13 protein-coding genes are annotated in these 20,777 nt (G+C 71.1%); 6 read left to right on the forward strand and 7 right to left on the reverse strand.

The window, feature by feature from the left end:
* Positions 1–2: 2 nt before the first annotated feature.
* The 4 genes from ACFYPN_RS30835 to ACFYPN_RS30850 are packed head-to-tail and all read right to left on the reverse strand — an operon-like array spanning position 3 to position 10,356.
* Complete coding sequence (locus ACFYPN_RS30835) at positions 3–3,023, reverse strand: amino acid adenylation domain-containing protein (RefSeq protein ID WP_358760625.1); 3,021 nt, start codon at positions 3,021–3,023, stop codon at positions 3–5.
* A complete protein-coding gene (locus tag ACFYPN_RS30840) occupies positions 3,024–4,523 on the reverse strand; it encodes a class I adenylate-forming enzyme family protein (protein WP_358760626.1) in 1,500 nt (499 codons plus the stop codon). It lies immediately after the preceding gene.
* Positions 4,520–10,072, reverse strand: coding sequence for an amino acid adenylation domain-containing protein (locus ACFYPN_RS30845; RefSeq protein ID WP_358760627.1), 5,553 nt, complete (start codon positions 10,070–10,072; stop codon positions 4,520–4,522). Before ACFYPN_RS30845 ends, ACFYPN_RS30840 begins: the two co-directional genes overlap by 4 nt.
* Positions 10,069–10,356: a hypothetical protein gene (locus tag ACFYPN_RS30850; protein ID WP_358760628.1), complete on the reverse strand. Its 288-nt coding sequence runs from the start codon at positions 10,354–10,356 to the stop codon at positions 10,069–10,071. The genes ACFYPN_RS30845 and ACFYPN_RS30850 overlap by 4 nt, the downstream gene beginning before the upstream one ends.
* Before the next feature lie 464 nt (positions 10,357–10,820).
* On the opposite strand from ACFYPN_RS30850, the gene ACFYPN_RS30855 reads away from it, so the two are divergent.
* The 4 genes from ACFYPN_RS30855 (at position 10,821) to ACFYPN_RS30870 (ending at position 15,087) form a co-directional block, all read left to right on the forward strand.
* Positions 10,821–11,030, forward strand: a complete 210-nt coding sequence (locus ACFYPN_RS30855; RefSeq protein ID WP_358760629.1) for a hypothetical protein — start codon at positions 10,821–10,823, stop codon at positions 11,028–11,030.
* An 84-nt stretch (positions 11,031–11,114) separates the two neighbouring features.
* Positions 11,115–11,621, forward strand: coding sequence for a GIY-YIG nuclease family protein (locus ACFYPN_RS30860; RefSeq protein ID WP_358760630.1), 507 nt, complete (start codon positions 11,115–11,117; stop codon positions 11,619–11,621).
* 545 nt (positions 11,622–12,166) lie between these two features.
* Positions 12,167–14,137, forward strand: coding sequence for a discoidin domain-containing protein (locus ACFYPN_RS30865; protein ID WP_358760631.1), 1,971 nt, complete (start codon positions 12,167–12,169; stop codon positions 14,135–14,137).
* 629 nt (positions 14,138–14,766) lie between these two features.
* Complete coding sequence (locus ACFYPN_RS30870; RefSeq protein WP_358760632.1) at positions 14,767–15,087, forward strand: aminotransferase class III-fold pyridoxal phosphate-dependent enzyme; 321 nt, start codon at positions 14,767–14,769, stop codon at positions 15,085–15,087.
* Positions 15,088–15,237: 150 nt separating this feature from the next.
* Here ACFYPN_RS30870 and ACFYPN_RS30875 read toward each other — a convergent pair whose 3' ends face one another.
* From ACFYPN_RS30875 to ACFYPN_RS30885, 3 genes are all read right to left on the reverse strand, one after another.
* Complete coding sequence (locus tag ACFYPN_RS30875) at positions 15,238–15,552, reverse strand: peptidase inhibitor family I36 protein (RefSeq protein WP_358760633.1); 315 nt, start codon at positions 15,550–15,552, stop codon at positions 15,238–15,240.
* Positions 15,553–15,691: 139 nt separating this feature from the next.
* Entirely contained in the window at positions 15,692–17,536 is a 1,845-nt protein-coding gene (locus ACFYPN_RS30880; RefSeq protein WP_389302832.1) for an RICIN domain-containing protein, read from the reverse strand.
* A gap of 67 nt (positions 17,537–17,603) precedes the next feature.
* Complete coding sequence (locus ACFYPN_RS30885; RefSeq protein ID WP_389302835.1) at positions 17,604–18,341, reverse strand: hypothetical protein; 738 nt, start codon at positions 18,339–18,341, stop codon at positions 17,604–17,606.
* Between the two features lie 379 nt (positions 18,342–18,720).
* On the opposite strand from ACFYPN_RS30885, the gene ACFYPN_RS30890 reads away from it, so the two are divergent.
* The gene (locus tag ACFYPN_RS30890) at positions 18,721–19,815 is read left to right on the forward strand and encodes a hypothetical protein (RefSeq protein ID WP_389302838.1); all 1,095 of its coding nucleotides are present in this window, start codon (positions 18,721–18,723) and stop codon (positions 19,813–19,815) included.
* 42 nt (positions 19,816–19,857) lie between these two features.
* A complete protein-coding gene (locus ACFYPN_RS30895) occupies positions 19,858–20,370 on the forward strand; it encodes a hypothetical protein (RefSeq protein WP_389302841.1) in 513 nt (170 codons plus the stop codon).
* The last annotated feature ends 407 nt before the right edge of the window (positions 20,371–20,777 follow it).

A 20,777-nucleotide genomic window follows, 5' to 3' on the forward strand; every position in this document is an offset into this window, starting at 1 on the left:
GGTCACTCCTTGCGCAGTGCGGTGATGGCGGCGCTGATGCCGTGCACGGTGGGGGCGTCGAAGAAGACGTCGAACGGGAGGTCCACGCCGAGGGCGCGGTGGATGCGGGAGGCGATGGCGATCATGGTCAGGGAGTGGCCCCCGAGGTCGAACAGGTCCTCGTCGGGACCGAGGTCGTCCAGCTCCAGGACCTCGCGCCAGATGGCGAGCACCACTTCGGCGGTGGGACCGAGCGCCGCACCCCCCTCGCGGCCGGCCGCGGGCCCGCGCTCCGGGGCCGGCTCCGGGAGCGCGGCCCGGTCCAGCTTGCCGTTGGGGGTGAGCGGGAAGGCGTCCAGCAGCGTGTACGAGGCGGGGACGGCGGCGGCGGGGAGCGCGGCGGCGAGGTGGGCGCGCAGTTCCTCCGCCGTGGGCGCCGGACCGGCCGGGACGACGTAGGCGCTCAGCCTGCGGTCCCCGTCCGTGCCGTGCACTGTCGCGGCGGCCCGGGCCACCGCCGGGTGCGACGCCAGCCGCGCCTCGATCTCGCCCAGTTCGATCCGGTGGCCGCGCAGTTTTATCTGGGTGTCCGAGCGGCCGAGGCAGACGAGGCCGCCGCCGGGCAGGCGCCGGACGAGGTCCCCGGTGCGGTACAGGCGTGACCCCGGCGGGCCGTACGGGTCGGGTACAAAATGCGTCGCCGTCAGTCCGGGGCGGTGGAGGTAGCCGTGGGCCAGGCCCGCGCCGCCGAGGTAGAGCTCGCCCGGCAGTGCGTACGGGACGGGGCGCATCCGTCCGTCCAGGACATGGGCGCGGGTGTTGGCGAGCGGTTCGCCGATGAGGACCTGTCCGTCGTCGGTCACGGCGGGTTCCGCCAGGGTGGACCAGATGGTGGTCTCGGTCGGCCCGTAGACGTTCACGAGGCGTTTGCTCACGGCACCCAGCTCCGTGGCCAGGGCCGGCGGGAGCGCCTCCCCGCCGGTGAGGGCGGTGAGCCCCGCGGCGGACCCGCCGAGACCCGCGTCCAGGAGCAACCGCCACCCGCTGGGCGTGGCCTGGACGTGGGTGACCCCCTGGCCGCCGATGAGGGCGAGGAGGGCGGGGCCGTCGCGGTGGCCGCCCTCCGGCACGAGGACGACGCGGCCGCCGCTGATGAGCGGCAGGAGCAGTTCGACGGCGGAGATGTCGAAGGAGAGCGAGGTGAGTCCGAGCCAGCGGTCCTCGGGACCGCAGCCCAGACGGTCGCGCAGGGCGCCCAGGACGTTGGCGAGCGCGGAGTGCGGCACCTCCACACCCTTGGGCCGCCCGGTCGATCCGGAGGTGTAGAGCACATAGGCGGGATGGGCGGGCGTCGGGCCCGACGGCAGTGCCGGGGTGTCCGTGCCGTCGGGTGCGAGAGCGGACGGGGCGAGGTCGCCGGGTCCGTCGGGGCGCGGGGTGACCCGGAGCGAGAATCGGGAGTCGGACCGGATGAACGCCAGCCGCTCGGCCGGGTAGCCGGGGTCGAGCGGCAGATGGGCGGCTCCGCAGGCCAGCGTGGCGAGGACGGCCACCAACTGGTCGCGCCCGCGCGGCAGCTCGATGCCGACGAGGGTGCCCGGGCCCGCGCCGTGGCGTATCAGAGCGGCGGCCGCGTGCGCGACGAGAGCGGAGAGTTCGCGGTAGGTGAACACGTCCTCGCCGCAGACCACGGCGACCGCGTCGGGACGGGCCGCCACCGCTTCGGCGAACAGCGCCGGCACGGTGCTCCGGGCGAGTTCCGGGCGCGGCTCCGGAGCGGTCGACTGCGCCGACCGCTCCTCGTGCGTCAGCAGCGGCAGATCACCGACGGGCGTGCCGGGGCCGGCCAGCGCGCCGTCGAGGAGGGTCGTCCAGTGGTCCGCGATGCGCCGCGCCGCGTCGGCGGTGAGGGCGTCGGCGCGGAACTGCAGGCTCGCGTCCACCTCGGAGCCGGAGTCGACGAGCTGGAGGTGCAGGAGGTTGCGGGCGGTGCCGCAGAAGCCGAGCCAGCGGACCCCGGCGCGCACCGCCGGACCGAAGTCGGGGTGCGGCTGGGTGGCCGGGCGCCGCCGGTAGCTGACGGAGAGAGGCGTGAGGGCGGTGCGCGGGGTGAGCCCGCGCACACAGCGGCCGAGCGGGACGGCCCGGTGCCGGTACAGGGCGCGCAGTTCGCCGCGAACCGTCCGCGACCAGGCCGCGAAGGTCACTCCGTCGCCCGCCGTGCTGAAGAGGGGCAGCTCGTTGACGGCCGGACCCACGCCGACCGCCGCGCCGCGCGGACGCAGCGACAGTTCGACGGCCGTGACGGGGGTGGAGTCGCCGTAGCGGGCGAGCAGCGCGTGCCAGGACGCCATGAGCAGTTCGAAGCGGGTGAGGCCGAGCCCGTGCGCCACCGCCCCCAGCAGGGCGCTCCGCTCGGGGCCGAGGCGCCAGGCGAACTCCGCGCCCGGTGCGGGTGAGGTGCCGGGCAGGGGAGAGGTCACCAGCCCCGGAAGCGGCGGCGTGGCCGGATCGCGCCAACGGGTGGCCCAGTACGCCTCGGCGTCCGTGAACGCGTCGTCGGACGGATCACCCCCCGGCAGTGGGGAGGCCGAAGGGAGCGGGTCCCCCCGGTAGGCGGTGGCCAGGTCCTCGATCAGCCGGTCCTTGGACTCGCCGTCGAAGACGAGGTGATGGGCGGTCAGGGCAAGGACATGGCGCACGGGGGACAGCCGGACGAGGACGAAGCGGTGCAGCGGTCCGTGGGCGAGGTCGAAGGGGAGGGCCCGCTCCCGGGCCAGGAGCGCGTCGAGTTCGGCGGCGGTGCACTCGACCGTGCGCGGACACGCCGGTCCGGTGCCGGGCCGGGGGGTGCCGTCGGGGCCGAACACCGTGGCGAGGACCGGGTGATGGGCGGCGACGGCCGAGCACGCGCGGGCCAGACGGCCGGCGTCCACGGGGCCGTCGAAGCGCACGGTCAGGGTCAGGTGGTAGGCGGAGGCGGTGTCCAGGGTGCGCTCGGTGAGCCAGACGCCGTGCTGGGCGGAGCTGAGGGTCGCGTTCACTTAGGTGGCCTCGGGATCGTCTTGGGCGAGAATGCGGCGCAGTTCGCGCTTGAGGACCTTGCCGCCCTCGTTGCGCGGCAGAGCGTCGCGGAACAGCACGGTGGCGGGCAGTTCGTGAAGGGCCAGCCGGTCGAGCAGGAAGGTCCGCAGGGCGGCGGCGGTGAGACCGTCGTCGGCGACGACCACTGCGGCGACGACGCTTCCGAGCACGGGATGCGGCACCCCGACGGCCGCGGCGTCGCGGACCTGCGGATGGGCGTGTACGGCTTTCTCGACCTGGAGGGTGGAGACCTTGTGCGCACCCGACTTGACGACGTCGCGTTCCCGGTCGAGCAGGTGCAGGAAACCCTCGTCGTCCACACGGCCCAGATCGCCCATACGTGTCCAGTGCCCCTGGAAGACCTCACTCTCCGCCTCCCCCACGTACGCGCGCGGAGCCGCCGCCGAACGCAGCCACAGCTCGCCCGGCTGCCCCGCCGGGACCGGCTCGCCCCCGGCGGTGGTCACCCGCAGATCGGCCAGGGAGGCCGGCCGGCCGGGCGAGTGGGGACGGGCCGGGTCGAACAGCAGGGTGATCTGCGCGGGCGCGGCCTCGGTGGAGGTGTAGTAGTTGACGATCTGCGCCTTCGGGAAAGCCCGGCCGAGCCCGAGCGCGACCGGCTGGGGCAGGGCGGCGGCCGTGGAACCGACCAGGCGCACCGCGTCCCGCGCGCCCGCGGAGGCGGCGTCGGCGAGGGCCGGTGATGCCAGTAGCTCGATCGCCATGGCTGGGACGAGGAAGACGCTCCCCACGTCGTGCTCCGACAGCAGCCGGAGGAAACGGGCCGGGGTGAAGTGCGGAGCGGTGACACAGGTGGCGTGCGCGTTCAACGCGTCGACCAGCATGGTCTGTCCGGCGTTCGTGCCGACCGGGAAGGCGTGCAGGAACGCGGCGGAGTGGCGCAGTGGTCGCCGTCGCTCGTCCAGCGTGCAGCCGTACGCGAGGTTGGCGTGACGGGCGCCGACGGCCTTGGGGGTTCCGGTGGTGCCCGAGGTGTAGAGGATCTGGGCGAGGTCGCCGGGCGCCGGGTCGGGCAGGTCCGGGCGCGAGGCATGGCCGTCGGCGTCGGACTCCGTCAGCACGGTCGTCCCGCGGGGGAGCCCGGGCGGCAGGTCCCCGCCGCCGTGCAGCAGGAAGCGGGCTCCCGCATCCGCGAGCACGTACGCGGTGGTGGCCGGCGCTGACCGGTCGGAGAGCGGGACGGCCACCCCGCCGGCGCTCAGGACCGCGAGGAAGGCGACGGCGAACTCCGTCCACCGGCTCGTGCCGTGGTGGAGCACCACCCGGTCCCCGGGCCGCACCCCGGCGGAGCGCAGAGCAGAGGCGTACGCCCCCGAACGGGCCTGCCAGGACGCGAAGTCCAGCCGCTCGCGGCCGGTGACGAGGGCGGTGCGCTCCCCGTGGAGTGCGGCGCGGTGGGCGAGCAGGGCGGGCAGCGTGGCGACCGCGGTCCGGGTCATGTCCGGCCCGCCTTCGCACGGCGGGCGGCGGCGATACGGGCCCGCTCGCGCAGGCCGACCAGGTCGTCCGGCTCGGCCTCGGGCACGTCGCGGTCGAAGCGCGCCAGCACCGGAAGGCGCAGGCCGAGCGCGACCAGAGCGAGCATGGCGCAACCGAACAGCACGTACATCAGGGCGATGCCACGTCCGGGGCCGGTACCGATCAGCGGGCCGAAGACGGGGGCGAGCGCCCCGTCCGGCTCCATCAGGGGCCCCAGCAGCGAGGAGCCCAGCGGGGCGATGACGCCGTGGCCCAGCGGCAGGGTGGACCAGGCGACCAGGGTGTTCAGGGCGAAGACCCGGCCGTGGAAGCGCTGGGCCACTTTGACCTGGACGATCGTGGAGTAGACGCCGTTGACGAGGGAGAGCGCGAAGGACATCCCGAACGCTCCGGTGGCGATCACCCAGAGACCGGCGTGCAGTCCGGTGACGGCTCCGGCCAGCGCCAGGAGCGCCGCGAGGCCGAGCATGCCCCGCAGCCGGTGACGGCGCGGGCCGCCCCAGAACCCCATGACGATCCCTCCCAGGATCGCGCCCGCACCGCCCGCCACGGCCACCCGCGCCGCGCCCTGGAGGTCGTCGAAGGCGAGGACAAGCGGGGTGATGAGCAGGAAGAGCGGTGAGAGGAAGAGATTCAGCCCCGCGAACCACAGGAGCATCGCCCGGAAGCCCCGGTTGCGCCAGGAGTGGGCGAACCCGTGCCGGATCTCGGAGACGAGGGATTCGCGCCGGGTCCACGGCAGGGTGCGGGGGAACCTGACCGCCAGCAGGACGCCGACGGCCACGGCGTAGCTGACCACGTCGATCACGAGGATGCCGCGCAGTCCGATCGCTGCCATCAGCGCCACTGCCACCAGGGGCACGACGAACTGCGCTGTTCCGAAAGCGAGTTGGACGATGCCGTTGGCGTGGCCGAGGTACTGCTTGGGTACGAGTTGCGGGACCGCGGAGGCGTAGGCGAGCCGTTGGAACGTCAGCGCGAGGGAGAGTACGCCGAGCAGCACGTACACCTCCCAGGAGTGCAGGTTGCCGGTGAGGAGCAGCGCCAGGAGCCCGGTCTGCGTGGTGCAGGCGGTGATGTCGCCGGCGAGGAGCACCTTGCGCCGGTCCACCCGGTCGACGAGCGCCCCCGCGAGCGGGCCGACGAGGATGCCCGGGACCATCGCGACGACCGCGTACAGCGCGTACCGGGTGAGGGAACCGGTGTTCAGCAGGATCCAGAGGGGCAGCGCGAACTCGGTCAGCGCCGAACCGGTGATCGAGACCAGCTGGCCGCTCGCGACCGCGAGGAAGCGACGCATGCTCGGTTCGGGCCCCGTGTCCGGTTCCGTCCCCGCGTCCGGTGGCCCCCCGGGCTCGTCACCGGCGGTGGCCGACGCCGTGGCGACGGGCCCGCTGTCGCCATGGAACCACCAGGAGTGCAGCGGATCGCGGGCGGGCAGCTCGTCGGTCCGTCCGTCGCGGACGGCGAGGTGCACCGTGGTGACCGCCTCGGCGACCTCGGCGGCCCGGTACTTGAGGAAGAAGTGCCCGCCCTGGTCGAGCACGGCGACGGCCGAGCGCTCGGCCAGCAGCAGCCACTCGCGGAAGCGCTCCTGGTAGAAGTCGGCGGCCGGGTCCTGGTCGCCCACCAGGCAGACGAGCGGGGCGCGCAACCGGGGGGCACCGGCGGCGACATCGGCGATGGCACGGGTGAAGTACTCCTCGGCGGCCTGCGTGTCGCGGCGCATGTTGCCGATGATGAACGCGGCCTGCTCCTTGTCGAGGTCGGAGGTGTTCACGCCGAGCCCGATGAGCCAGTTCGCGTAGACCCGGTCGCCGAGGAGCGGTTCCAGGGAGGCGACGCGGCTGAGAGCGTTGAGTACGCGGCTGCGCGGCCGGGCGAAGGGGAACTGGGCACCGGCGTAGACGGCCTCCAGAGGATGACCGGCCGCCTCCAGCCACCGGGAGACGGCGATCGCCAGGGCCGTGCCGACGGCGCAGTGGCCGTAGACCACGACGGGTCCCTCGGTCCGCTCCCGCACCTCGGCCGCGATGCGCTCGGCGAGTTCGCCGAACGGCACGGACTCCTCGGTGACGCCGACGTCGTGGCCCGGTACGGCGACCGCCCACAGTTCGGTGTCCGGGGGCAGCACGTCGGCGACGGGCTGGTAGACGACGGGGCTGCCGCCGCCGTAGGGCACACAGACGAAGGTGCGGGTGCGGTGGGCTGCGGACACGGGCGGGGTGAGCCGGTGCAGCAGCGGCCTCGGCGCGTCGTCGTGCTCGTCGCGGGCGGCGAAGGCGGCCAGGTCGCGGACGGTGCGGTGGGTGAAGAGGTCCATGACACTGACGGGCCGGGCACCCGCCTCGGCCAGCCGGCCGCGAGCCCTGGCGACGACCTGGGTGGCGAGGAGCGAGTGGCCGCCGATGTCGAAGAAGTCCTCGTCCGTGCCGACCTCCGTCAGGCCGAGCACCTCGCCCCAGACCCCGGCGAGCAGGCGTTCGATACCGGTGGCCGGCCGGGTCGCGCCGGACGCGCGCCGCAACTGGGGAGCGGGCAGCGCGTGGCGGTCGAGCTTCCCGTTGGGCGTCAGCGGCAGAGCGGGTACGACGGCCACCACCGAGGGGACCTGGTGATCGGGCAGCAGCCGCTTGAGGGCGGTACGGAGCCGTGCCGGCTCGGGCTCGTCGGAACCCGCAGCGGCCACCACGTACCCGACGAGGCGCTTGTCGCCGGGCCGGTCCTCGCGCAGGACGACGGCCGCGTCCGCGACGCCGGGCTGGGCGCGCAGCGCGGCCTCGGTCTCGCCCGGCTCGATGCGCAGCCCGCGCAGCTTGATCTGCTGGTCGACACGGCCGAGGTGCTGGAGAGTGCCGTCGGGGAGGCGGCGGGCCAGGTCTCCGGTGCGGTAGAGGCGGGAGCCGGGCGGCCCGTACGGGTCGGGCACGAAGCGGGCTGCGGTCAGGCCCGGCCTGCGGTGGTACCCGAGCGCGACCGGGGTACCACCGATGTGCAGTTCGCCGGGGGCGCCGGGCGGCACCGGACGCAGCGCGTCGTCCAGCACGTACAGCCGCGTGTTGTCGATCGGCAGCCCGATCGGCACCGTCTCCAGCGGACCGGCGCACTCCCAGGAGGAGACGTCGACGGCGGCCTCCGTCGGCCCGTACAGGTTGGCGAGGGCGCACGTCGGCAGCCGGCCGGTCAGCTCACGGGCCGTGTCGGGCGGGAGGGCTTCCCCGCTGCTGATCACGCGGCGCAGCGCCGCGCACCGTTCGACGCCCTCCTCGGCGAGGAAGACCGTCAGCATGGCCGGAACGAAGTGTGCGACCGTCACACCGGCGGTGACGATGAGGTCGAGCAGATAACCTGCGTCCTTCTGGCCGCCCGGTTTGGCGAGGACGAGGCGCGCCCCGGTGGTCAGGGGCCAGAAGAACTCCCAGACCGACACGTCGAAGCCGAGGGGGGTCTTCTGCAGGACGGCGTCGTCCGGACCCAGGCGGTAGGCGTCCTGCATCCACTGGATGCGGTTGGCGATGGCCCGGTGGGTGTTGGGCACGCCCTTGGGGCGGCCGGTGGATCCGGAGGTGTAGATGAGGTAGGCGGGGTCGTCGGGGGAGGGGCCGACCGGCCGGCGTCGCGACCGGGGCGGTTCCACCGGATCGTCCAGCAGCATGATCTGCGCGGTGCAGCCGTGCGGGGTGGGCAGTCCGCGCTGGGTGAGCAGGACGGGCGCGTCGCTGTCGGCGAGGAGGAAGGCGAGGCGCTCGGCGGGGTAGCCCGGTTCCAGCGGGACGTAGGCGGCGCCGGTGCGCAGGATGCCGAGCAGGCCGGCGACGAGTTCGGGCGAGCGTTCGGAGCAGATGGCCACCAGGCTGCCCGGACCGACGCCCTCGGCGGTCAGCCGCGCGGCGATCCGGTCGGCCAGCGTGTCGAGCTGCCGGTAGGTGAGGGCCGCCCGCCCCTCGACGGCCACGGCGACCGCGTCCGGCGTCCGGGCGATCTGCTCGGCCACCAGGGCGGTGAGAGTGGTGGCGGGCCGGTCCTGGGCGGTGTCGTTGAACCGCCGCGTCTCGGTGTCGCGTTCCTCCGGGGTGGGCCCCGCGAGGCCGGACAGCGGGGTCTCGGGGGTGGCTGCCGCGGATCCCAGCAGCCTGCCGAGATGGTCGGCGAGACACGCGATGTCGGAGGCGTCGAAGAGGTCGGTGTTGAAGTTGAAGGAGCCGTGCAGCCCGTCGGGCCACTCCTGCAGGAAGAGCTCCAGGTCGAAGCGGGTGCCACTGGCCCGCACCCCGAACGGTTCGGCCGTCAGGGCGCCGTCCGTCCCGGCGTCGCGCTGGGTGGCGTAGTTCTGTACGGCCAGGACGGTCTGGAAGACCGGCGGCCGCGAGACGTCGCGGGGCACCTTCAACTCGCTGACCAACTGGGCGAAGGGCAGTTCCTGGTGCGCGTAGGCGTCCAGGCAGGTCTCCCGGGTGCGGCGCAGGAGCTCGGTGAAGGACGGGTCACCCTCCAGCCGGGCCGGCAGCGCGATGACGTTCACGAACATGCCGACCAGCGGTTCGAGTTCCGGTTCGGAGCGTCCGGCGACGGGGGAGCCGACCGCGAAATCGCGCTGGCCGCTGAAACGGGCGAGCAGGACCTGGAACGCGGCCAGGAGCACCATGTGCACGGTCGCGTCGTGCCGCCGGCCGAGCGCCGCCAGCCGGTCGAGGAGGGGCCGGTCCAAGGCGAACGCGTACCCGGCGCCGTCGAAGGTCTGACGGGGTGGCCGGGGACGGGCGAAGGCGAGCTCCAGCGGCTCGACCCCGGCGAGTTCACGCGACCAGTGGGCGACCTCGGCGGCCAGCCGCTCGCCGCTCAGCTGCTCGCGCTGCCACAGCGCGAAGTCCCCGTACTGCACCGCCAGTTCCGGCAACGGGTCGGGTTCGTCCGTGACCCGTGCGGCATAACCGCGCAGCACCTCGCCGAGCAGGACTTCGCTCGACCAGCCGTCGCTGACGCTGTGGTGGACCACCAGGAGCAGTACGTGGTCGTCGGGGGCGAGCCCGATCAGCAGGGCGCGCAGCAGCGGGCCGCGCTCCAGATCGAAGGGGACGGCCGACTCCCGGTCCACCAGGCGTTCGGCCTCCGCCGGGGAGCCCGCCTCCACCCGGGTGAGGACGGCCGGGCCGGGCGGGTCGATGACCAGCAGCGGGCGGCCGTCGTCGGTGGCCGGGTAGCGCGACCGCAGCGTCTCGTGCCGGGCCACGGCGGTGTCCAGGGAGGCGCGCAGCACCTCCGCGTCCAGCGGGCCGCGCAGCCGCCGGACGACCGGGATGTTGTACGCGGCGGTGCCCGGCGCGAACTGCTCCATGAACCAGAGGCGTTCCTGCGCGAACGACAGCGGGACCGGCATGTCCGGCTCCCGGCGGGGGATGGTGGCGTGGGCGGTGGGACGCGCGGTGAGACGGCGGCGCAGGAGTTCCCTCTTGGCGGCCGAGAGGCGGGCGGCGGCGGGTTCCGCCGGGCGGGCGGTGTCGGCGCTCATGAGAGGGGCCGGCTTCCTTCCGGTGAGTTCTGCGCGGCCGGCAGCACTTCGGCGGCCGCGTCCGACAGGGCGTCGATCCCGGCCGGCAGAGCGGCCTCCACCGCTTCGGCGAAGGCGGCACAGGTGCGGTGGGTGGACAGGGTGCGCAGGAAGACGGGCTCGAACCTGTCCAGGAACCAGAGGCGCTCCTGCCCGACCGGGAGAACAGCCGATGCTCCGGGCCCTCTCGGCCCCCCGGCTCCTCCGGGTGCCGGGGGACGGGGCTGCTGATCCGAGACGGGCATGACGCTCCTGGAGCCGGGCGGAGGGCCGAAATGGCCGAAACTGCATGCATGCACGGCCCGCGAAGGGGACGTGCCAGGGTGAGGGACAGCTGCCTCGGGAGGGTGCCTTGGTGCGGCAGATGCTAGAGAGACACGGGAGGGAGGGTCAATGGTCTGGACCAAACATTGTGTGATCCGCTCAAACCTCCAACGCTCCCGCATCGGGGGAAAACGGCTGAAACCAGTTTTCGGCACCCGCCCCTGGGTGTCCGGCCATCCTTCGGGGCCCGCCGCCTCCGCCGGGCTGGCAGTTGTGGCTGGCTGAGTCTCCCGAAACCGCTCCGGCGACCGGTGCCGTGCCCCACCAGTACGTTCCTCGGTCCGGGCCGTCTGCCGGCCGGAAGCGGGGCTGGTTCGGCCGCCGGAAACACGATGACACCAGTGAGCTCGAAGAGCTGAGGGCATGGATCGCGCAGGCTCATGGCGTGGACGCCGCGCAGGTTGCCGGGCTGGTGGAGCGCACACCTCAGGAAGCGGCCGTGCTGCTGACACGGGCCCGGACCGAGGCCGAAGGGATCGTCGAGGAAGCACGCCAGGCCGTCAAAGTCATCAAGAGCGAAAGCAAGCAGGTCGCCAAGGACGCCGAGAGAACCCGCGAGGAGGCGGCAGCCCAGCGTGAGCTGGATCGCGAATGAGAGAAGCTCAACAAGGAACTCAACCACTACGAGGCCGCTCTCGAACGCCTCCGTTCCCAGGGCAGCTACGAGGCGGCACGCGACATGGAGGCCGAACCGGCCGAGATCCAGCAGGCACTCCAGGACGTCGACGCACGGGCGGCGAATATCCGCACCGGCTACGTCTACGTCGTCTCCGACATCGGCGCTTTCGGGGACAGCATCGTCAAGATCGGCATGACCCGACGTCTTGAACCCCTCGACCGTGTCCACGAACTCAGCGGTGCCGCCGTCCCTTTCCGTTTCGACGTCCACGCCCTGATCTTCAGCAAGGACGCCGACGGCCTGGAAACCCGACTCCATCAGAAGTTCGCCGACCGGCGCGTCAACCGCGTCAACAGCAGGAAAGAGTTCTTCTGCGTCACTCCCGCCGAGGTGCGCACCGCACTGGAACGCTTCGCGGGAGAACACCTGGTGGAGTTCAGCGAGACCCCGCAAGCACTCGAATGGCGGGCCGGCGGGACCTCTGCCGCTTCCGCCGGCCGGCCGCAGGCCCTGAGTCAGCGCATGAGATCTCGTTACCCGTCCGCAGCGGGGGGACACCAGCGCTGAGCCGACCACGGGCCCGCAGGCGCACCTGTTGACGCATGGCTCACCCGCAAGCCCGCACGGTCACGGAGACGAGGTCGGACGTGTTCGCTCGATGGACGCGTCCGAGCCAGTACCGCTCAGGGGGCTTGGCTGCGGGGTGCGGGCGGGGAAGGGGAAGGGCAGACCACGAACCCGCTGCCCCGCGCTTCCACCGGTGTCGGCCGTCGAGAGCGGTGCGGGCGCCGCCTTCGGAGCGCTGGTCCCGCCCGAGACGACGACAACGACGAACTTGTCGCCGGCATGGAGGTCGTGCCGCACGAGGGTGGCGTGGTGGCCGTTCCTGCTCTCGGCCGTCGCGAACTTCCCGTCCGGCCGCAGCCCCTCTACCGTCCGACAGCCCGACGGCCCAGACTCTCTGTTTCTCGGTTCCCGTGGTTTTTTGCGAGTTCTCCGCTGTCCATTGCGTCTTTGTGTCCATGACAATACGCTCCGTGTCACCGCCTTGCCCCGACGGCATGGACGGATCCAATCGGTCGCAGCGAGTTCGTCATACCGGGAGGAAACAGATGGGTGTTACACGTCGTGCGATCCTGCAGGCGGCCACCGCAGCAGGGGCCGTCGGTGCCCTGGGGCTGGGCCAGACCACGCTGGCCCGCCCCGCCGTCGCGGCGAGTCCGCCCGGCGACGTGGTAGGCAAGGTGACCGTGGGGTACCAGGGATGGTTTGCCTGCGCCGGGGACAGTGCCCCGATCAACGGCTGGTGGCACTGGTCCCAGAACTGGGGCCAGTCACCGTCCATGAGCAACAAGGCCATCGTCTCCTGGCCCGACGTACGTGACTGTCCGACCACCTACCGCACGGCCTTCAGCAATCTCGGCAACGGGCAGCCGGCCGCCCTGTTCTCCTCCTACGACCAGTCAACGGTCGACGTGCACTTCCGGTGGATGAAGGAGTACGGCATCGACACCGCCGCCCTCCAGCGCTTCAACCCCACCGGAGGCGAAGGCCCGACCCGCGACGCCATGGCCGGCAAAGTGCGCAGCGCAGCCGAGTCCCAGGGCGTGAAGTTCTACATCATGTATGACGTCTCGGACTGGACGACCATGCAAGGCGACATCAAGGCCGACTGGACCGCCAAGATGCGCTCCCACACGGCCTCGCCCGCCTACGCGAAGCAGAACGGCAAGCCGGTGGTCTGCATCTGGGGCTTCGGCTTCAACGACGCCCAGCGTCCCTTCACCCCGGATCAGTGTCTGGATGTCGTCAACTGGTTCAAAAACCAGGGATGTTACGTGATCGGCGGTGTCCCGACCTGGTGGCGGACGGGTGACAGGGACTCCCGGCCGGGCTTCTCCGGCGTCTACCACGCCTTCGACATGCTCTCGCCCTGGCTGGTCGGCCGTATCGGCAACGCGGGAGACGCCGACCACTTCTACGACGTCGCGACCGTGCCCGACGCTGCCGAGTGCGCCGCACATGGCATCGACTACCAGCCGTGCGTGCTGCCCGGTGGAGTCACCGAACGCCAGCGAGCTCATGGTGACTTCATGTGGCGGCAGTTCTACAACATGGGACGGGCCGGGGTGCCGAGCGCCTACATCTCCATGTTCGACGAATACAACGAGGGCAACCAGATCGCCAAGACCGCCGAGTCCCAGGCCTGGGTACCCACCGGTTCGAGCTTTCTTGCCCTCGACGAGGACGGAACTGCCTGCTCCTCCGACTACTACCTGCGCCTGACCGGCGACGGCGGCCGGATGCTGAAGGGCCAGACCCCCCTCACCCCCCTCCGGCCCACTCCGCCGGTGCTCGGCGGCGACACCGTACCGCCGACGGTGCCGGGGAACTTCCGGGTGACCGCGGTAACCGACACCACGGTGGCGCTCACCTGGACCGCCTCCACCGACAACGTGGGTGTGACGGGGTACCGCATCCGCCGGATCACCGACGGCACCGCCACCCCGATCGGCACCGCCCCCGCGAACGTCAACGCCTTCACGGTCACCGGGCTCACCGCCTCGACCTCCTACACCTTCGACATCCAGGCCCTCGACGCGGCCGGCACCGTCTCTCAGCCGTCGGTCCAGGTCATCGTGACCACCAGCGGCTCCCCCCGCATCAACCTCGCGCTGTACCGGCCGACGACGGCAAGCAGCTCCACCCAGTCCTACGGCCCGGGCAACGCGGTCGACGGCAACACCGACACGTACTGGGAGAGTGCCAACAACGCCTTCCCCCAGTGGTTCGGGGTGGATCTGGGCACCGCCACGGGCGCCCGCAACATCGTTCTGACCCTCCCCCCGGCCACCGTCTGGGCCACCCGCACCCAGACCGTCACCGTCCAGGGCAGCACCAACGGCACGTCCTACACCACCCTGCTCGGCGCCTCCCCATACACCTTCGACCCCTCCACCGGGAACACCGCCACCCTGACGCTGCCCACCGGCACGAGCACCCGCTACCTGCGCCTGATCTTCACTGCCAACACCGGCTGGCCGGCCGGCCAACTCTCGGAGTTGCGGGTGTACGGCGCGTGATCGAACATCGAGCGACGGCCCGTTCGGCCACGGCTGCGGTGGCCGCCGGGGCGAACCGGCCCCCGCCGCCGACGGGGCGGGAACCGCATCTGCTGATGGTCCAGTGGTCGGTGGGGTACACACGCTCCCCATGCCGGCCCGCTACGACCCAGCCGCCCGGGCCGGGGGCCGGCGGGAGAGCGACGGGTGAAAGGGGGCTCACGGGCGGGTTCGGTACGCGACCGGGATCACCATGGCGGGTGAGGGGTTGCGGGTTGGGCAGGGCATGAATGGTGGTCGCTCTGCTGGAGACGTGCCGGTCCTGCCCTGGGCGGGCGCATCGAGGGCTCCGGTGGGGTCGGGAGTGTGCGGTGCCGGCTGGCAGGCGGGGGAGCGCGGCGCGCGGGAGTAGGTGGAGCGGTGGAAGCTGGCGACTGATCCGGTCCAGGAGCGGCGGCTGGCGGGCGCTGGACATGGACGTATGGCCGGTTTCACGGTGCCGTCCGCGTCGCCGGCCGAGTTCGGACTCCTCGCGTGCTGGGGGGCGTTCATCACGCTGGTGGACGATGCCTTCGACCGCGGTCCGGAGCCGGTCCCGGCGGCCGAGGCGGGCAGGACGCTCGATCCGCTGATTGCGGTGGTCACCGGGGGTGCCGAAAATCCGGCCGACCGCGATGCTGGAAGAGCGGGTGCGCCGCTCCCTCACCGGGACGGCCCGTCGCCACGGACTCGCCGCCCCGCGCGGGCGGGGCCTGTCGTGGGGCCTGCCCTTCGACCGGCCCGGGGCGGCCCGCGAGGTGTGCGACGCCGCCTACCGGGCGGGGCTGCTGCTGGAGACCGCGGGCGCCCAGCACGACGTCGTCAAGCTCCTGCCGCCGCTGACGGTGACGGACGCGCAGCTGGAGCAGGGACGGGCGATTCTCGACGAGGCCGTCACGGCTGTCGCCGGCGTCCGGGCCCCTGTGGCCTGACCGGGGCCCGGCCTGGGGAACCGGGAACCTGCGGGCCTGCAACCTGCGCGCGGGCGCCCGTCCGGCCGGCCATTCGCCGACCGCTTCCCACACCGCGTCTTGCAGCCCATATGACCAACAGCCGGTATGTGTCCGGAGCGGCGGCGGCGCTTATGCCTGAAAGACGATGAAGTCGTCTTCGTCGTCCTCGTCGAACTGGGCGTGCTCGTCGTGCTTGTCCGGGGGCGTGATGACGATCGCGGATGCCTTGTCGTGGAGGCCGTCTCCGACGCTCCGGGTGTCGGTCTCCAGGGTGACCTGCCGGCCGGTGAAGTCGGCGTGCTCGTGGAGCGTGGCACTCCAGCCGGCCGGAACGCGGACGGATGAGATGACATCGTTCATACCTTGGTCGAGCTTGTGGCGTCCCGGGCCGAGCGTGGCGCTCTTTCCCTGGTAGTCGGCATCGGCGTACACGGTCACGGGCATCGGAGTTACCTCTTTCACGTGGAGTGCAGGACTTGGGGGCAGGAGCTGCCCACTGGTGGTCTGGGAACTCGCTTCCACGCCGTGCTGCGTTCCGCTTCTGTGTCGTGGAGTGGAGTGCCGGCGTCGGGAACGAGGAGGGTCACCGAGTCCTGAAGCGGCGGTAGAGGTTGCGCGCCACGTACACGCCTGGGCCGCCGAAGCCGACGATGTCGAGGCGTCCCTCGCCGGTGATGTCGGCGAGGAAGCGGGGGTGTTGGTCGACCCGCCAGGCGCCCGCGTCGTCGTCATGCCCGAATCCGCGGCACACGAACTGGGCCTGCTCGAACGTGCCGTCGCCGAGACTGTGTGCCACCCAGACTCCCTGGTCGCCGAAGCCGACGATGCCGGGGATGCCGTCGCCGGTGACGTCGGCGAGGAACCTGAGGTGCTTCGCGCTGGTCCATCCCTGGTCCGTTCCGAAGTCGTTCAGAACGAGCTTGGCGGGCTCGAACGTGCCGTCACCGCGTCCGCGCGCCACGACGACTCCCTGCGGACCGAAGCCGACCATGTCCGCCGCTTCGCCCCCGGCGGTGTTGATCAGGAAGCGTGGGTGCTCCTTCACCGAGCTCCATCCCTGGTCGGTCCCGAAGTCGTCCAGGACGTAGAGGGGTTCTTCGAAGGTGCCGTCCTCGTTCTGGAGGGAGGTCCAGAGGCCGTCGTCGTGGCAGCCGACGATGTCGGTGCGGCCGTTGCCGGTGGTGTCGGCGAGGAAGCGGGGGTGCTTGTCGGCCAGCCAGCCGCCGGCCTCTTCGCCGTGTCCGAACGCCTTGAGGACGGGCTCGTCGGCGAGCGGTGCGAACGTCCCGTCCTCGTCCTGGAGCGAGATCCAGACACCGTCGTCGTGGCAGCCGACGATGTCGAGCCTGCCGTCACCCGTGGTGTCGGTCAGGAAGCGGGGGTGCTTGTCGGCCAGCCAGCCGCCGGCCTCTTCGCCGTGTCCGAACGCCTTGAGGACCGGTTCGCCACTCACGGCCGCGAACGTACCGTCCTCGCCCTGCGTCGACACTCGGACGCCGTCGGCTGCGAGCGTGACGGCGTCGGGTTTGCCGTCACCGTTCAGGTCCGCGAGGGTCCACAGGTCCGCGGGGTTCGCGGAGGGAGCGGGCGGGTGCAGGACGTGTCCGTCGTCGTCGAAGGTGCCGTCACCCCGGCTGGACGATGACTCGACTCCCTTGGCGGGCTTGATCGCGATGAGGTCGGCCCGGCCTGCTCCCGCGACGTCGGCGACGAACCGCGCACCGAGCCCCGCCCACCGGCCCTGCTGCCCGCTCGGAGCGGGGACCAGCCCTTCGCTCTTCCATCCGCCGGCGTCCTGATCGCTCCCGAACTGTTCGAGGACCAGCAGTATGTCGCTGAACGAGGGTGAAGCGCCGGGCGCTGGTCGCAGCGCGGAGGAGCGGACCAGACGCCAGGACCGGCGACCGTTCCAGTGGTCCAGTGGCGCGAAGCGCAGGACGGGGTCGCTGACCCGCTCGGGCTCGGCAGGCACGAACCGCCATCGCTGGCTCTCCAAGCCGTCGTCGTACTCGCGCAGGACGACCGGGGTGCCGTCCGTGTCGTTCGCACCGCCGTCGCCCGGGTCGAGGTCGAGGACGGTGCCGTCGGACGCCTCGATGAAGTAGAGGCCGGCTTTCCCCTCGACGGGGGCGACGTGCCACTGCTGGCTCGCCTTGCCGGCGGTGGCAGCCGCCTGGCGGACACCGCTGTCCGCGGCGGCGGGCTTGTCGAGGACTCTGCCGCCGACCGCGTTGCGGATCACATATCCCTGATCGTCCGGCGCGGCCTGCACGGGGGCGAGTTGCCACTGATCCGGGCTCGGCCCGCCGTCGGCCGGGTCGCGGACCACCAGCGCCCCGTCCGTGCCCGGCACGGAAGCGGTGCTGAGGGTTTCCCCTGTGGCGGCGTTGACGATCTCCAGTTTCAGTTCTTCGGTGGGCACGGGCATCGTGGTGCCTCTTCCAGGCGGTACGGACGTGAGGTCGGGACGTGCGGGGTGCGGCGGTGGCCGCGGATCACGTGAAGACGTGGTGGTAGGGGACGTCCCACTCGTTGGGCAGACGCGGGTAGAAGGTGTTGATGACCGTGCCGGTGAAGTCCCCGCCCCAGTTGTAGGTGAGACGGACCTCGCTGTTGGCCGTCACCGCGTGGTCCTTGAAGCCGAGGATGGCGTCGGGGTGGGTGATCGGCACGAAGGTGATGCCGCCCCAGGGCGTCACCGTCACGACCCAGAGCTGGGTGTCCTCGGGCGCACCGTTGCGACCGCGCCACTTGTCGCCGACCTTGTCGGGCAGACCGACCTGAACGGTGTCGGCCGTGCTCTGGGGGGCGTCCTGATGGACGCTGATACGCCTGCGCCGCACCTTCCGCATGCCGTCGTCACCGCGGCCGGCATCGCCTCCGCCCGTGCCGGCCGGTACCTGGCCTTGGGCGGGCTTGGGCGAGACCTGCCCCGCGGCGCTCTCGATGACGTACAGGGGCCGCTGGCCGAAGAAGCCGGCAGGGGTGATGTACCAGAGGTGGCCCTTCGCCTCCTTGGTCGCCGGGTCGAGGGCCGTGGCCAGCTGGACGCCCTTGTCGTGGCTCTCCTCCCTCAACTCCGCGGGCCGCAGATAGCCGCCGTTGAAGGCGTGGACGAGCATGACCGGCCGGTTCTCGACCAGTGCCGCCACGATCGCGTTGTCGTAACTGTTCACCGCCACCGGGCCGCCGACCACCAGATTGGACATCGCCGTGCGCTCTTGTGTGTACATCGCGGAAACCTCACCTGCTCTGGAATACGGAGAACAACGCTTCGGACGCTTAACGCAGGGGTCTATCACGATGCATCAAAGCGAGCCCAATCGCTCTCGATTCAGGTATGTCCAAAAACGAATGAAAGACTGACCCCAAGGTTCACTTGCAGTGACGCCTACTACGGGAGATTCATCGACAGAACGGCAGCTCACCGCCTCGTTCGTGGGTACGGCTGGGTAAAGGTAGCCGAAAACCGATCACTCGATTGAGCAAGGAGGCCCAGCGCACCTTTTTAGGCAATATGGACTGTGATAATTTCGGCTGCCGCAACGTTCGCAAATCTCTGTTTACATTTCGCCGAGCGTGGTCCGGCCGGAATGAGTCGAGGACGGGTAGATGCCTTCCACCGCGTACAGCCTGGTAGACGCGAAGCGTCAGCCGCTGACGAAGAAGAACCTGCGGGAACTCCAGATCGAGCAGACCTGGCAGGCGATCCTGAACCACCCGAACCTGGTCTACGTCGACCCCAACGGCACGAAGCACCAGCCCGTCGGGTTCTCCATGAACAAGTCGAGCTTCGGCACCTTCTCCGGGACCGCGTTCCAGCAGGGGTGGCTCGCCTACATGAACCTCGGGGAGCCGCTGATCGAGGTGCGGGGCGACATCGGCCAGCCCCCGCCGGACACCTTCTCCTCGCGTTCCTACGTCAACCGAGGCCAGTCCGACATGACGTTCACCGACTCCGTCGACTTCACCGTCTCGAACGGTGTCACGTGGTCGCTGCACGGGGACGCCAAGCTCACCTTCGGCGGCAGTGTGGGCGCATCACTGCAGTTGCAGCTGCAGAACCAGCTCCGGCTGGACCTGCAGTCGCAGCTCGCGGCGTCGTGCCAGAACGGAACGGCGAACAGGAACTCGAACACGGTGACCAACAAGAACAGCAAGGACAGCATCGGGGTCGACAACGCCAACAACACCGAGACGTCAGCCAGCAGTTCCGCGACGAATTCCTCGTCGAACACGATGACGAACTCGGTGGGCTTCACGACTTCGGGCAGCGCCACCGGCAACGCCTCGCTCAACGCACAGCTGGCCCTGGGTATCGCTGCCACCGTCGGCGGCTCCCTGACCACCAGCTGGGCCTCGAAGTCGCAGATCTCCGGCACGGTCCCGCCGAACTCCCGCGTGCAGACCATCGTGACGCAGCGGCGCACCCGCAAGCAGTACACCTACGAGATCCCGGTGACCTTCTCGGGGCTCATCGCGGTGCAGTACGCGGTGCCGGTGGCGGTCCTGTCTCCGCCGCAGCCCGGAACCTACCCCGGCCTGAGCCGGACGGTCGCACGCGACATCGCCGACATCGACCTGGCGCCCGGCGGCTTCCGCTTGAAGGGGCTTGCCGAGGTCGTCTCCTCTCTCGACGTCCACCACACCCTTCTCGACGGTGAAAACCTGGCCGTCAGCCAGCAGACGCTCTACAAGCAGCCCTGACCAGCGGGAACCCCGCGGCAGCGACGACCAGAGGTGACGACCATGGTGTTCGACAACATCTTCAACTCCGCGGGCAAGGGCGCCGGGCTCTTCTCCGTGACCACCGACAGCACGAAGTCCCGGCCGGGTGAGGGCGTCGACTTCGAGGATTCCGACGACGACACCTACGACGACACCACCCCCAGCCTGTTCAGCAGCGCGATCCACGGCGCCTCCTCCCGCGCCAAGATCGTGCAGGAGACGTCGCCCGAAGCGCGGGCCGTCCTGGGCTTCCTCGGCTCCTTCATCCAGATCACCCAGGCGTCCGCCGGCGACCAGGCCCAGTACGCGCAGGATCCCGGATCGGTCACCAGGGCGGCCTCGGACGGCATGAAGGAAGCGAGCGCGACGGTGAAGGAGGAAGGGGACCTCCAGAAGGACGAGGATCTGCAGAGCAGGCCGAAGAAAAGCGACTACACCAAGCCCCCCAAGACCCCCGAGACGCCGAAGGCCCCGGAAGCTCCCCAGGCGCCCCAGGCGACCGCGGAAAAGCCGCCCCGTTCCAAGTCCGAATGAGCGACGGAAACGGAAGGGGCATGACCGACATGGTTCCCGCGGGCGTACCTGACTCCGACTGGCCTGCAAGGCGCTGTCCACAGGGACCGCAACCTGGAACTCTCGACGCCAAGCCCTTGTGGTGACGCCGGGCGCGGTCTGTCACCGAGCGGACGAAGGCAGTCGCTGCGCGGTGCTCGGTTCGGTTGTGTTCGTGCTGACGAACGGACGGATGCCGTCAGCACCGGGCCTGGTGCCGCGATTCTCGTTGTGGCGGCGTGGGCTGTCCCGGCCGTTGCACAGGCAGTCGTTGCGTCAATGCGCATCGTTCCGGTCACCCGGAAGGTGATCTTGCCATCCTGACTCCGCTGTGACTTGCTGGAGTTGATAAACAACCCTCCGTATCGGACGGGGGTGTGATGAACAGG

Origin of the sequence: Streptomyces sp. NPDC005576, assembly GCF_042871745.1 — a bacterium.
In the GTDB taxonomy this organism is placed as follows: Bacteria; Actinomycetota; Actinomycetes; order Streptomycetales; family Streptomycetaceae; genus Streptomyces.

What these genes read in the sequence shown, in the direction of transcription:
- ACFYPN_RS30840 (WP_358760626.1), bottom strand. Translation starts at nt 4,523, where the DNA reads ATGACCCGGACCGCGGTCGCCACGCTGCCCGCCCTGCTCGCCCACCGC.
- ACFYPN_RS30875 (WP_358760633.1), bottom strand. Translation starts at nt 15,552, where the DNA reads ATGCCCGTGACCGTGTACGCCGATGCCGACTACCAGGGAAAGAGCGCC.
- ACFYPN_RS30860 (WP_358760630.1), top strand. Translation starts at nt 11,115, where the DNA reads ATGGAGGCCGAACCGGCCGAGATCCAGCAGGCACTCCAGGACGTCGAC.
- ACFYPN_RS30890 (WP_389302838.1), top strand. Translation starts at nt 18,721, where the DNA reads ATGCCTTCCACCGCGTACAGCCTGGTAGACGCGAAGCGTCAGCCGCTG.
- ACFYPN_RS30895 (WP_389302841.1), top strand. Translation starts at nt 19,858, where the DNA reads ATGGTGTTCGACAACATCTTCAACTCCGCGGGCAAGGGCGCCGGGCTC.
- ACFYPN_RS30865 (WP_358760631.1), top strand. Translation starts at nt 12,167, where the DNA reads ATGGGTGTTACACGTCGTGCGATCCTGCAGGCGGCCACCGCAGCAGGG.
- ACFYPN_RS30880 (WP_389302832.1), bottom strand. Translation starts at nt 17,536, where the DNA reads ATGCCCGTGCCCACCGAAGAACTGAAACTGGAGATCGTCAACGCCGCC.
- ACFYPN_RS30885 (WP_389302835.1), bottom strand. Translation starts at nt 18,341, where the DNA reads ATGTACACACAAGAGCGCACGGCGATGTCCAATCTGGTGGTCGGCGGC.
- ACFYPN_RS30845 (WP_358760627.1), bottom strand. Translation starts at nt 10,072, where the DNA reads ATGAGCGCCGACACCGCCCGCCCGGCGGAACCCGCCGCCGCCCGCCTC.
- ACFYPN_RS30850 (WP_358760628.1), bottom strand. Translation starts at nt 10,356, where the DNA reads ATGCCCGTCTCGGATCAGCAGCCCCGTCCCCCGGCACCCGGAGGAGCC.